Here is a 13,973-nt window from a genome sequence, read left to right as displayed (position 1 = left end):
GCTCAGGCCTCCGTTCCGAGGGGAGTGGGTGTGGTCGATGTGCCGGGTAATGCGGCCGGTGAGCTGGCCGGCGCGACGGGGTGGCCGGTGGGCAGCACCATCGCCAGCGGGCGCAGCAGTTGCCGGTCGGGGGCCATCGAGACCAGCAGCTTCTTCTCCTCCGCGACGCCGATCCGGCGCTGCTTGACCTCCTCGCGCTTGATCAACACGTCGGACTCGTACGCATCCATCCAGGCGTCGGTGCGGTGCACCCACTCGTCCACCCGCCGCTGGGTGTCCTCGGCGTTGGCCGCATAGACCAGCTCGAGGTAGGACCGCCCGTCCCGCACCGCCGCGGACATCAGCCGCTGGAGCTCGTCGGTGCCGGCGGGAGCACCCGGGTTGCTCATCGCGTCGGTCAGCCCGACGGCCTGCAGCATGTCCTGCGGGCCCGCGTACGGCGTGACGTAGCCGGGACTGTCCGGGTCGGAGAACTCGACAGACATGTACGCGGCCGAGACGACCTGCCCGCGCTTGTTGGTGAGCGTGCCCACCAGCAGGACGGTCGGATACTCCACGGTGCCGCGGACCGCGAACACCTCGTTGCGCGACAGGGAGGCCAGCGCCTGATCGGCGGCCCAGTCGAGCACCGGGTGCAGCGGCCCCAGGTAGTGCGCCTCCGGCCACGACGTGCGCGACGCGGCGTCGGCCAGCGCCTCGGCGAGGATCTCCTGGCCGCGCGTGGTTGTGGTGACGAGCTTGAGGTCCTCGAGCACCTTGCGCTCGGCGAGGTAGGTGCCGGGCAGCACCTCAAGGCGCTGGCGCAGGTCATCCGGGGGAGTGAACTCGGCGATCCTCGCCTGCGGGTACTCCTTCCAGGCGACGCCGTTCTTTGACTTCGGGGCCGCCGGGGTCTGGAATGCCTCCTGCAGGGCATCGCGCAGGAAATCGACCTGCTTGGTGTAGAGCAGCGGACGCGGCTGGCCGTTCGTCGGTGCGGTGGTCGGGGCCGCGGCGGCGCTGCCGAGCCGGGCGAGGAGCCCGGCCAGACCACCGCCGCTGGCCACGGACTGGACGTCAGCGACGACCTCGTCGAGGTCCTGCTGGCCGGCGAGGACCTTGCGGATCTCCTCCTCCTCGGCCTCGACGGAGTACTTGCCCATCAAGGAGGCGGCATCACCCAGCGCGGTGTGCGCTTGTTCCTCACGCTCCAGCAGCTTGGTCAGCACGACCAGGTCGCCGGAGAAGGACTCGGCGGAGGGCTGCAGCAACAGCGTGGTGATCTGCGGCGGCGTCTTCTGGCCGTAGCGGTCGATGCGGCCATTGCGCTGCTCCAGCCGGATCAGGCTCCACGGGATGTCGTAGTGGATCAACTCGTGACACTGCTTGTGCAGGTTGACGCCCTCGGAAGCGACGTCGCCGGTCACCAGCACCCGGATGGGCGAGCCGGACTGCTTGAACGACTCGACGATCTCCTGCTGTTCGACGTCGCTCAGGCCGCCGTGCAGCACCTGGACCTGGTCCTCGGTCATGCCGAACTCCTTGCGCAGCCGCTCCCGCAGCCAGCGCAGGGTGTCGACCCGTTCGGCGAAGATGACCGCCCGCATCGTGGAGTTCTTGGCGACGCCGATCCGGCGCAGGTAGGAGACGAGGCGGCCGTACTTGCCACCGGCGGTCGCGTACGAGGCGTCGTTGAGCGTGTCGAGGCGGCGCAGGGCGTCGAGTTCCCGCTGTTGGTCGGTGGTGGGGTGGGCCTGCAGCGTGCGGATCCGATTGTGGATGCTCGCACGCAGGGCGGCGGGGGAGGACAGGAACGCCTTGGCCAACGTCCACGGGAACAGCTGGGTGACCTTGCCGGAGTAGGGCGAGGAGCCTCGTGGGTGCAGCCAGACCCGGTCGAGCTCGTCGGCGACCGCGTCCTCTTCCGGGGAGGCGGGGACGAGAAGGTTCTGCGGCTCCTTGCGTTCGGCCCAGTCGGCACCGACGACGTTCGCGACCTCGGGGCTGTGCCGGTGGCGTCGTACGACCAGCCGCTCGACCTCGTCGGGGCGGAGCCGGCCGTCGGGGGTGACGGCGGTCGGCTCGAGCAGGCGGATCAGCTCGGCGAAGGACTCCTCGCGGCCGTTGTGCGGGGTCGCGGAGGCCAGGATGAGTGCGTCGGTGCTCGGCGCGAGGATGCGGGCCAGCCGGTTGTTCTGGGTGGCGGAGTTGGTGACGTTGTGCGACTCGTCGATGACGACCGCGTCCCAGCGGTGGCCGCGCAGATCATTGGCGAACCGGTCTTGCTTCAGCGTGTCGATGGAGATGATCACCCGTCGGTAGAAGGTGAACGGGTTGCGGGTCGCCGGCAGCTTCTGCTTCACCCGCTGCACGCCCACCGAGTCGAGACGTACGAACGGCAGCGCGAAGCGCGTCCACATCTCGTGCTGCATCTGTTCCAGGACATGGCGGGGACAGACGATGAGGATCCGGTCGCCGCGGCCGCGCCGGACCAGCTCCGCGAGGATCATGCCGATCTCGAGCGTTTTGCCCAGGCCGACCGCGTCGGCGAGCAGGATGCGGGTCCTCAGGTTGTCGGGGGAGAGCGCCTTGCGGACCGCGGACTGCTGGTAGGCGAGCGGGTCGGCGAGCATCTGCGTGGAGACCACAAGCTTGTCGTCGCTGAGTGGGACCGGCGTCTTCCGGAGCGTCGCCTCGAGCCAGAGCCTGGCGCGGCGGTAGCCGGGGGAACTGTCCGGGGTGAGCCTGGCCTGCGCCGGATCGAGGATCTGGATGTCGTCGAGCGACTCGTAGAAGCTGGCGGTGGTGCCCTTGACCAGCGCGCCGAGGCCCTGGACGTGGAGAAGTTGCCCGTCGTTGGTCTGGTCGACGGAGGTGACCAGCCATTCCTCGTCGCGGACCACCACCGTGACACCTGGGGCGATGACGTTGGTGGTGGGGGAAGGCATGGGGTCTCTGGCTCCTTTGACGCGGCTGAGTACCAGCACCCTACCGAGCGGTGGCTGACGATGTATCGGCCGATCGGGTGATGTTCTCCGGTCGGATGGACCGTTAACACCTCCCGTCGTGACGCACCGGGCGCGCGACTCGTCCCCTACTGGGACGCTGCAACGGGATACCCCGGCCCGGCGGGACTGGGGTGCTTTCCGAGATCCGAACACGTGCTGTCGACGGCGCTCGAAAACTGGACGGTTTCGGCGGGCGAAGAGTGAACGGTTGTCGGGCAGTTTAGCCCTGGTCTTGGTCGGCTTTGATGCTTGGCAGGGTGTCGATCCCGCGGTCACGGAGTCGGTAGCTGGCTCCTTTGAGGGGGATGACGTCGGCGTGGTGGACGATCCGGTCGATCATGGCGGCGGCCACGACTTGGTCACCGAAGACGCCTCCCCAGCCGGAGAAGGGCAGGTTGCTGGTCAGGATCAGCGAGGCGTGTTCGTAGCGGGAGGAGACCAGTTGGAAGAACAGGTTCGCGGCGTCCTGTTCGAAGGGCAGGTAGCCGACCTCGTCGACGATGATCAGCCCGTAGCGCCGTAGCCGGGTGAGTTCGGCCGGGAGCCGGCCGCGTTGGTGGGCCTCGCCCAGCCGGGCGATCCAGTCGGTCGCGGTGGCGAACAGGACCCGGTGACCATGGCGGGCCGCGGCGATCCCCAGCGCGGTCGCCAGGTGGGTCTTGCCGGTGCCTGGCGGGCCGAGGAGGACCACGTTGCGGGCCTCGGTCAGGAACGCTCCGGAGGCCAGGGCCGCGATCTGGGAGCGGACGGCCGGCTGGCGGTCGAAGTCGAAGTCCTCCAGTGTCTTGCGGGCCGGCAACCCGGCAGCCCGGATCCGTAGTTCGGCGCCGGAGGCGTTGCGGGCCGAGACCTCGCGTTCCAGGACAGCGGCGAGGTAGTCCTCGTAGGTCCAGCCGGCGTCGCGGGCGTGGTCGGCCAGCCGGGTCGCGGCTTGGGTGATCCGGGGTGCTTTCAGCGCGGCGGCCAGATGCGCGAGCTGCTTGAGCGTCTGTTCGGCCGGGGTTGTCGGCGGGGTCATCGCAGGCCTGCCTGGTCCAGGCCGAACGCCCGGTCGTAGTCGGCCAGATCGCGGGCCAGGCCCTCGTCGGCGCCGGCGGGTGGGCGGGGATGCTGGTAGTCGTAGCGCAGCCGGGCGGCGGTGGCCAGGTGGGCAGGATCGGTGATCGTCAGGCCGCGGGCCCAGCGCCGGTCATGGTTGGCGACCAGGCGTCCGTTCGCGGTGACCCGGACCCGTTCCAGATCGGCCGCGACGGCGACCATCCCCCCGATCGCGGTCGGGTCGACCGAGTAGTCGCTGGTGTCGAGGCGCACGTAGTAGTCCCGGCCCAGCCGCGTCTGGCAGCGCCAGCCCAGCTGGGTGATGACCGGCGGCAGGGGCAGCATCGCTGCCCGGTCCGCGTCGACCAGGTCGGCCGGCTTGGCCTTGATGGTCCGCACGATCCGCTGGTTGGCGCCGGTGAGCCAGTGGCTGAACTGGGCGTTGAAGTCGGCCGGGGAGGCGAACCGGCGCCCCGGCATGAACGAGGTCTCGAAGAACCCGTTGCGCCGCTCCACGACCCCCTTCGATTCGGGATCGCGGGGCTTGAGCTGCACCACCCTCGTCGCCAGCATGCCGGCGAACTCGTCCACCCCCTGGGCCCGCCGGTTGCCACGGCCGATGCCGGCCTCGTTGTCCCAGATCAGCCGGCGCGGGACCCGACCCAGCTGCTGGACCAGCTCCCAGGTGCCCAGCAACAGGTCCTCGGTCTTGCGCGTCGGGATCATCCGGGCGCAGATGAACCTGGAGTGCGCCGCAGTGATCACCAGCACCGGCAACAGGGTGGATGTCCCGTTCTCCAGCGGGATCTTCGACGGCGGGAACCACAGGTCGCACTGGGCCGCATCCCCCGGCGACCAGGACAGCCGATCAGCCGGATCGGGCCGGCGCTGCTCGACCCGCAGCCGGTTCACGTTGTCGCGGAACCAGCGGATCGAGCCGGTCCACCCCACCCGTTCGGCGACCACCGTCGCGGGCATGTCCGGGGTCTCGACGAGCAACTCCCGCACCCGCTCCTCGAACGGGGTGAACGAGGTCGGGCCCGCCTTGCGCTCATACCGAGGCGGCCCATCGGAGGCGACCGCCTTCACCACCGTCGTGCGCGAGATCCCCAACCTCGCAGCGATCCTGGCTTTCGGCACACCCTCCGCCGACAGCCTCCTGATCAACGCCCAGTCCTCCACAGTGATCACACTCCAATCGTCGAGAGAGTGTTCACTTTTCGAGCGCCGTTACCGACCAGTCTTCAACCGCCGTCGACACGTGCAGCCCGCGGCGTCCGCGAGGCCCTGCCGGACACCGCTCACCCGTCATCTCGTCGCTACTCGGCGATCCAGGTGAAATGTCAGAGGTCCTGGTTACGGTTCCCGAGAAAGCGCAGCGAGGCGAGCTTAGGGTATTCCCAGGCCGCTGCTGTGGCCGCTGTGGGTGATCGAGGGGGATGCACGCGCATGACTTCGGAGAAGTGGGATCGGTACGAGCGCTGGACAGCTGCGATTGCTGATGTCGTCTACCCCCTGACGGATTCGCCGGGTCCGGTCTACCTCGATCTTGAGGAGGACATACGGCGAGAACTGGCCCATCGCATGGGCATCGCGTCCGATGCCGTCCTGGGAGATCTTGCCGTTGCGGTTCGAGGGGCGCTCGACCTCACTGGCGGCCCGGCGGACGTTTTGAGGGGGCTGACCGGGCACCTCAGGCTCTGGGGCACCCCGGGCAGGCAGGATCCGCCCCCACCGGTCCTCGGCTTTCTTGCTGCGCTCTGCATGGCTGCCGAGAACATGGCTGCAGGCGATGGCGTCGCATCCACCAACTTCTACTACCGGCTGGCCGAACTCCTGGAACTGGACGACCATCAGCGGAAGCTGGTCGAACAGGCATACCGGAGTGTTGGCGAAACATACTGGCGGGCCCTCGACCACTGGCTGCGACACCATCAGGGCAATCGGGGCTTGTCCACGATCGTGGCGGCCAAGCCTCGATTCGTCGGATATCCCATTGCCCAGGCGATGATTCGCGCCGCCGACCGTGAGCGTCTCATTTCCTTCTTCGAGGATTCGGGTCTCCCACCCGGCGCAGTGATCGATGCTGGGCAACTGAGGGGAACGCTCGAGGCGTGGATCGGTCGCCGACCGTCTCCCGCGACCGCGAACCTCCTGCGTCTCTGGAGCAGTGGAAGGGACGCCCAGCGGAGCCTGCTGGAGAACGCCTCCGCGGCTCTGGCTGCCTGGGACGGCCGGGTCGCGCGCGGCGACGCCGAGCACGGTGCGGGTGGTCGCCTCGCCCTCCAGCTGAGCATCGGCACTTTCCCCAAGAAGCGGCTCGGCATCAGCGTGCTTGCCTTCCTTCCGGAAGCGAACGAACCGCGGTGCGCGCAGATACTGGCGGCCGACGGCGCACGCGCGCTGGACCTGACCCCGAGCATCCCCGGGGCGCTGGGCATGGCCGACAGCTCCGCAATCGAGACCGCCAGCATCCTCGAGGGCAGGCTGACGATAGTCGACTCACTCTCCGACAAGACCCTCACCCGCCAGCCTCGGCGCCTTGTCGCCTTCCGCCACGACGAGGCGACCGGCCGCTGGATCGAGGCCGATCGCGTCATGCTGACCCAAGACCTCGTCCTGGTCTGCTACGACGCGTTGTTGCCCAGGGTTACCGCCATCCTCGACGCCGCTGCGCGGCCAGGATGGCGCCGGATGACGGCTGACTTCCCGGGCATACCGCCGAAGTGGACCGTCATCACCGGCGTTGAACTCTTCCGACCTCCCGGCAACCTCGTCCCCTCCGGTCTCACTGACCTGCAGGTCCTGGTGCCGCTCGCAACCACCCAGTTGACGATCGCTGGAGGATTTCGGCTTCCCGTCAAGATGCGCAACGTTTGGCACGTCGCGGAGCCGCCCGAGATCCGGGCCGTGACCGACCGGCCGGAACCCATGCGACTCGTTCTCCGGGACCGCACGGATGCCACGTCGTGGGACGACGACTCCCAGATCCTCGAGCAGTGGTCGGACGACGGGACCGGAGCCATGGTGGTCGATCTGGTCGAGGCAGACCTGGGGGTCGGTGACTATGAAATGGCGCTCTACTCCGGTGATGACGCCGATGAGGCGACCACCGTCATCACCTTCCACCTGCGTGACGGTGACTCGATCGACACGACGCAGTGGGACGCCGTCGATTCAATCGGCTACACCGTCGCGGCGCCGCTGGGAAGCCTCGGTGCGGGGACTGCATCGGACGGGGCGACCATTGTGGGCGCCACCGTCCTCGATGGACCAGCGGTCATCGACGTTGCCCAGCAGCCCCGCACCGCTTTGCCGGCATTGCCCCTGTGGAGCCCTGTCCGCTCCGGCGCCGTGGCCCGCCGGCCGATCAGTGTGACTGTCGTGCCGAAGGACTCCTGTCTCTACACTGGCGCCCACATCGAGCAGGTGGAGCAGGTGCCGCTGGATCGGCGGGGGTACCCCACGGTGCCCTACTCGAAGGGCACGTGTCGGAAATGTGGGCTCGAGCGCTGGTATCCGACGAGTTACAGACGGAATGTACGGGCCCATGAGCTCCACCAAGCCGAAAAGGCCCGCCACCATGCAACTGATGTCTCCCAGTTGGAAGCCATGCTGGTGGCCGACACCGACCGACCGTCCTGGGACCTTGTCCTTGATGCCTTGTTCCATGCCGGCGGCGGCAGCTGGGCCTTGTTCGAGCGGCTGGCACGTCATGTCCAGGCAAGCGGGATCTTCGTCGACCAACTGGCCCGAGCACTGGAGTCTCTGGGGCACATCGACATCCAGCGCGGGCCAGACTCGTTGCGCCCCGTCGCGTGGGAGGTCAGCCCAAGCGTGCTCGCCAAGACCTCGCGCGGGTACTTCCTGTCGGGTTACTGGCCTGACGGGAAGACGAATCATCAGGCGGACCTGGCGGAGCGGGGCGTAGGCGGCATCCTCCGTGAGTGGAAGAACGCCGAAGGGCCGTCCTCGTGGTATTTCGATCGGCGTCCGGACGTCGTGGTCGACGGTGTCGAGGTCGTTGAGGACGCCGCCCGCAGGCAGTGTGCCGTGTTGCCGGTACTCTCCCGGGTTGCGGCGGGCCTTCCGCGGGTGCCCGTGTCGTCCTCCGGCCAGCTCAGATGGTTCGATCCAGAAGAAGCGCGATGGGTGGAGGCCGACGGGATGGGACTGAAGGGCGCCTATCGCATGACCCGGTTTTCCACCATCGATGCCGTTCGAACCGAGGAGGACCTCGATCGCGGCACTATGGGCATCGGCAATGTCCAGCTCACCAAGCACCTTGCGTCGGCGCTGGTGCTGGACCGACCGCTGATGGCGTACGACGCCAAGCGCCGCGCATTGTCCGTACCGCTCGGGGCGGAACTGCCGGCGCTCTACGCCCGGGCGGCGGTGCTGTGTTCGGGATCCCTGCCGGTCAAGGAAGGCAGAAGTATGACCTACCTCGATGTGCCCGTTGACATCGCTGAGCATCTGGCCTTCCTCGCCACCCACTGAGTCAGGCAGCGACTCTTCCACCTCTCTTCAGAAAGGCTCGTTCGAGATGCCTTCCGATATTGGCCCTATCACGTTGACAACGACCTTGCGCGAGACCTTGATGCGGCTGGCGGAGACCGAGGCGCGACTGGGCAGTGATGCCCTGCAGCGGGAGCGGCGCGCACTTTTGGGAAATGGCGCTGCCCTGGTGCGCGAGTTGATGATCGAGCCCGTGCTCCCGTACGACGGGACGGTGCCGGGCATCGAGTCCTGCCGTCGAGCGGGACTGACCACCCGCGAGGCCACCATACTCATGGAGTCGCTGTTTCCCGGGGTCCCGATCGACGGCTTCAAACTTCGCCAGCATCAGGCGGAGGCACTCGAATGTGCCTTGTCAGCGGAAGCGCAGCACAACCCGATCGTCACATCCGGCACCGGATCCGGCAAGACCGAGGCGTTCCTGCTCCCGCTCCTGGCAAGGCTCCTCGTCGAAGGGCGTACCTGGCAACGCCCCGCCCCGAAGCCCTGGTGGTCGGCTCGACCGTCGCGGTGGGCCCCGAGTAGGGGTGGCGATTCCACCGCGGCGATGCGGGCGATGATCCTTTATCCGATGAACGCTCTGGTGGAAGACCAGATCGTCCGTCTGCGGCGCACGCTGCGCGCCATCTGGGATGACGGAGGGCCCCAGATCTGGTTCGGTCGTTATACGTCAGCCACGCTCGGCCGTGGCGCTCTGCCCTTCCGAAGTTCGAAGGACGTCGGGCTCGCCGCCGATGAGTTGACCGTATTGGAGAAGGATTTCGACGACCTCGCAGCGGGGGCGTTGGACCGATCGGCACTCGCCCAGTTCCAGGACCCCCGTCGAGTCGAGATGATGACCCGCTGGGACATGATCGCCCAGCCTCCAGACATCCTTGTCACGAACTACTCCATGCTGAACGTGATGCTCATGCGTTCCCGCGAAGATGCGCTCTTCGAACGGACCCGCGCATGGCTCGCTGCTGATCGGACCCACGTATTCACCCTCGTGGTGGATGAGCTGCACCTTTATCGCGGCTCGCAGGGGGCCGAGGTCGCCATGATCATCCGAAGCTTGGCCGATCGGCTTGGGCTCGAGGTCGACTCGGACCAGTTCCGCGTGATCGGGACCAGCGCCTCGCTGGAGGCCGACACGGTCCATCAGGATCGGAACGGCGCCGATCACCTGGAACGCTTCTTCGGCATCTCCCGCAGCACCTTCCGGACGATCACGGGCGCGCCGCGCTCCGTTGATCTCGACCTGCCTCTGTCGTCCGCTCGGGTCGCCGAGGCGCTTGTTGCTGGTCGGCGAGGACGGGACTGGGACAAGGCGGTGGCCGTCGCCTGCAAGGACGCTGAGGGCCACACACGAGCCACCTCGCTCAGCGTCCTGTCCGAGCGCCTCTTCGGACACTCGGACGTCGGGTTAACCGAGCGGCTCCTGGAGGCCTTGGCGCGTGCCCCGGAGCCGGAGCAGATCTCGCTGCGGGTGCACTTGTTCGCTCGCGGCGTCCGAGGTCTGTGGGCCTGTACCAATCCCCACTGCTCGGAGATCGACCCCCAATTCCGCGACGAGAGACCGCGCGTCGGCCGACTCTATTCCTCGCCGAAGTACTTCTGCCCCTGCGGGGGCCGGATTCTTCAGGTGCTGATCTGTGAACAATGCGGTGATGTGAGTCTCGGTGGGTACGTCGTCACCAAGCGCGACGGAGGGTCCATGCTCGCCGCCACGCCATCCGAGGCGGAGCGCGACGGCATGCTCCTCATACGGGACTTGAGGCAGTCGGAGTTCCGCTGGTTCCGGCCGGGAGCTGCCACCACCGACCGGATCGACTACAACAACGGTGAGGTGACCTGGCGCTACTGTGCCGGGTCGTTCAGTCCACAGATCGGTTTCCTGTCAGAGGACCCCAGTGCCTGCGACAGTCCGGTCACCGTGTTCAGGGCGACCGGACCGGACCCCGACTGGGTGCCCTCGAGCCTTCCGCCGAAGTGCGTTGCCTGTGGCGAGTATCCGCAGCAGCGGCACGTGGTCCGGTCCCGCACCCGGAGCCCCCTGAAACCCGCCGCACAGGGGTATGAACGCACAACGCAACTCGTGGTCGAGCATGTCCTGCGTACGCTCAGCCCGGCGCTGGGAGACCCGGGAACGGTGGTGTTTGCCGACAGCCGCGATGCTGCGTCGAGGACCTCCATACGCCTCAACCAGGACCATTACGGCGATCTCATCCGGCAGCTCCTCCGCGAGGACATCGCGACTCACGACGAGCATCGGGTGCTTGACCTGCTCCGCCGTGGCAGTGCCGGGCAGCTCTCCGGTACCGACCGCGATGCCTATGACCAACTGCGGCAGTCGAGCGCGTACAAGCTGCTCGCCGCCGCGTACCGTCTCGCTGCCGCTGGAGCGGCTGACCAGGATGATCTGGCGGTGATTGCGAGCGCCGAACATGATGCGGGGTCCGGCAGGCGGTGGGCCGACCTGATTGCTGGGCTGGAGGAGAGGCTGGTCGCCCTGGGCACGCCGCCGGGAGGGACTCGTGCCAGCCTGCTGGAACCCAGCAAGAGCGGCTATCCGTGGGAGCGCGCCTTCACCCCTCCGACGCCTGGGTTGTGGAACCCGCTCCCCGTCTCGCAACGGGCCGACACCCACGACAAGTACCGCACGGCATTGATCGAATCGGTGGCCAAGGCAGTGTCGGACAGCGGAGGAAGAGACCTCGAGCAGACCGGGACAGGCGTGCTCACGGTGGCCGATGAGGCTCGGTTGCCGGCTGACCTGGTGAACGTCTCGCGATCCGTCCTCAGGCTGTACTTCCAGGCCGGCTATTGGCTCCCCGGCGAGGCCCGCCCGTCGGGGCGGAATCCGAGGCGGGTGACCGACTATCTGGATCGGGTGGCTGCGCGTCTTGCGCGGAGCACGGACGACATCAAAGCCGTGGTGCTTCCGCCTGTCGAGGCCATGATGGCAGGCGGCGGCGCGATCTTGCTCGAGGACCGAGAGTTGCCCTTGTTGATCGGCCGGATGCAGGAACGCTGGATCTGCCGGACCTGCGGGCGCTTCCATGGACACGACTCGGGAGGGGTGTGCACACGCGAGGGGTGTACCGGGACTCTCGTCCAGGACAGAGCCTGGGACTCTGCGGACGGTGCCCCCGGCGACTACTACGGATGGCTGGCCACCCAGGAACCTCGCCGTCTCGTCTCGGCAGAACTGACCGGTCAAACCGATCGTCAGCAGCAACGTGAGCGGCAGCGGCGATTCCGCCGGGCGCTGTTGCCGGGCAAAGAGAATCTCCTCGCCAGTTCACTCGACGTGCTGAGCGTGACCACCACGATGGAAGTCGGTGTCGATATCGGCGACCTTCAGGCCGTGGTCATGGGAAACATGCCGCCCCAGCGTTTCAACTACCAGCAGCGGGTCGGACGTGCGGGACGTAAGCAGCAGACCTTCGCCTACGCCTTGACAGTCTGTCGAGACCGCAGCCACGACGACTACTACTTCAACGCGCCGGACCGGATCACCGGCGACCCTGCGCCGGCGCCCTTCATCGATACGGCGAGGGAATCGCTCGTCCGTCGCGTGATCGTCTCGGAGCTGATGCGGCAGGCGATGAGCGGCATCGAGTTCGACAAGGAGGAGGAGTCCGGTCCCCGGAATGTCCACGGATCGTTCGGGTTCGCCTCGAATTGGGAAGGAAAGCGTCGCGATGATGTCCAGCGGTGGCTGGCCAGTTCTCCGGAGGTGGATCGCATCGTTCGTCGATTCGGGGTGTACACGGGGCTGACCAGCCGCGATCTCACCGGAATTATCGGCGTGCTGCGGAGGAATCTTGTTGCAGAGATCGATGCCGTCGTCGCGAATCCGCTCTTCGTGCAACGCGATCTGAGCGAGCGGCTGGCCAACGCGGGTCTCCTTCCCATGTTCGGGTTCCCGACCAAGGTCCGGAAGCTCTTCTACGACCCGATCATCGGAGATTGTGAGGAGGTTTCCGAACGTCCGCTGGCCTTGGCCGTCTCGATGTTCGGTCCAGGATCGGTCGTGGTCAAGGACGGCTGGTGCTACACAGCGGATGGGGTGATCTCTCCACCCGGCATCGGGGGAAGGAGAGATGCGACCTCCGATCCGCTGCGCCAAGTGGTCGAGGTCCTGCGGTGCACCTGCGGTGCTGCGCGGGTCCAGAGTGCCGACCCACTCTGTCCCGTGTGCGGAGCGATCATGACCCGGCAGACGGTCTATCAGCCCAGCGGATTCAGGGCTACAAGCCGGACGGATTGGCTGGGTGCGCACGACGACTCCGCGAGTGCCAGCCACCCGGCCCTCGGATGGGTCGACTTGTCCGACGATCCCAAGCGTCTTGGCCGCGTGCGGTTCTGGCAGCAACGACAGGCCCAACTGGTGACGGTGAACGACAACCGGGGTATGGGGTTCCAGTTCTTCCCCGACCGCTTGTCGTATGTCGCCACCTCGGGCAAGAGTAAGGATCGCCCTGCCAAAGAGGGGGCCATCGGAGACGTCCGCACCACAGATGCGCTGATCCTGCGGTTGGAGAGGGCCCGTATCGTCGGCGGGACCGTCGCCACTGAATTGAAGAAGTGCCGAGCGGGTAAGGCCGCCTTCCACTCTTTCGCCGAAGCATTGCTTCGGGGCTGCTCGGCTGAACTCGACATCGAACCTGCCGACCTCGTCGCGGGGCTTCAGCCATTGCGCGACGGGGGCCTGCACACCGCGAGCGTCTACCTCGCTGACACCTTGGACAACGGGGCCGGCTACGCCAGTGAGCTCGCTCAGGGGACCCACCTGGAGGACGTGCTCCTGTCCGTAGCCGAGGTGAGCGGAGCGAAGTGGGAGTCCTCCGCCCATCGCGACTGTGATCCATCGTGTGCGGACTGCATCCGGTCGTACGACAACAGTCGCATTCACGGTTTGCTGGACTGGCGGCTGGCGCTGGACATGGCCGACTTGGCCCTCGGTCGACCCCTCAAGCTGGAGCGCTGGTTTGGGCTGGCGGACGAAACCACGGACGCATTCAGCGCCGCCTATGGGGAGCACCTGGGGGAGGATGGCGGGTTGTCCATCGAGGAAGAATGCGGAATACCGGTCCTGGTGTCGGGGCGTCAGGCAGTGGTGTTGGGACATCCCCTCTGGCGGTGCGATGAGGCGGGCTGGAATGCCGATCAGGAGGCGGTCGTGAGCGCGCTGAGGGCGCGGCGGCTGCAGCATTGCATGCGGGACATTCGGACCGCTCGACGTACGCCCGATGTGATCTTCGGTGATCTTCAGAGGAGCTGAGAGTGGATGACGAGGAGAGCCGAGGGGCCTGCGCGACTACCTGATCCGTGATCACACGGTGTTGGGTGGCGATGACGTGCTGGCGCAGCACGGTTGGCAATCCGACGCATGTGACGACGACGGCGACGGCGGGAGTCGCCGGTGACGATCGCCGTACGGCC

5 protein-coding genes are annotated in these 13,973 nt (G+C 67.2%); 2 read left to right on the top strand and 3 right to left on the bottom strand.

Annotated elements, in window-relative coordinates:
• Positions 1-2: 2 nt before the first annotated feature.
• The 3 genes from R0146_RS00740 to istA form a co-directional block, all read right to left on the bottom strand.
• Positions 3-2,927, bottom strand: coding sequence for a helicase-related protein (locus tag R0146_RS00740; protein ID WP_317690961.1), 2,925 nt, complete (start codon positions 2,925-2,927; stop codon positions 3-5).
• A gap of 280 nt (positions 2,928-3,207) precedes the next feature.
• Positions 3,208-4,005 (bottom strand): IS21-like element helper ATPase IstB, encoded by a 798-nt coding sequence (gene istB, locus R0146_RS00735; RefSeq protein WP_317690960.1) that lies wholly within the window; start codon positions 4,003-4,005, stop codon positions 3,208-3,210.
• Positions 4,002-5,207 (bottom strand): IS21 family transposase, encoded by a 1,206-nt coding sequence (gene istA, locus R0146_RS00730; protein WP_411567181.1) that lies wholly within the window; start codon positions 5,205-5,207, stop codon positions 4,002-4,004. Before istA ends, istB begins: the two co-directional genes overlap by 4 nt.
• A 267-nt stretch (positions 5,208-5,474) precedes the next feature.
• Here istA and R0146_RS00725 point away from each other — a divergent pair, with 267 nt between their 5' ends.
• Both R0146_RS00725 and R0146_RS00720 read left to right on the top strand, forming a co-directional pair.
• Positions 5,475-8,525, top strand: coding sequence for a hypothetical protein (locus R0146_RS00725; protein ID WP_317690958.1), 3,051 nt, complete (start codon positions 5,475-5,477; stop codon positions 8,523-8,525).
• Positions 8,526-8,571: 46 nt separating this feature from the next.
• On the top strand, positions 8,572-13,812 hold the full coding sequence (locus R0146_RS00720; RefSeq protein ID WP_317690957.1) for a DEAD/DEAH box helicase family protein: 5,241 nt from the start codon (positions 8,572-8,574) through the stop codon (positions 13,810-13,812).
• The last annotated feature ends 161 nt before the right edge of the window (positions 13,813-13,973 follow it).

Source organism: Raineyella sp. LH-20 (assembly GCF_033110965.1).
GTDB lineage: Bacteria > Actinomycetota > Actinomycetes > Propionibacteriales > Propionibacteriaceae > Raineyella.
This window is presented reverse-complemented; position numbering and strand designations above follow the sequence as displayed.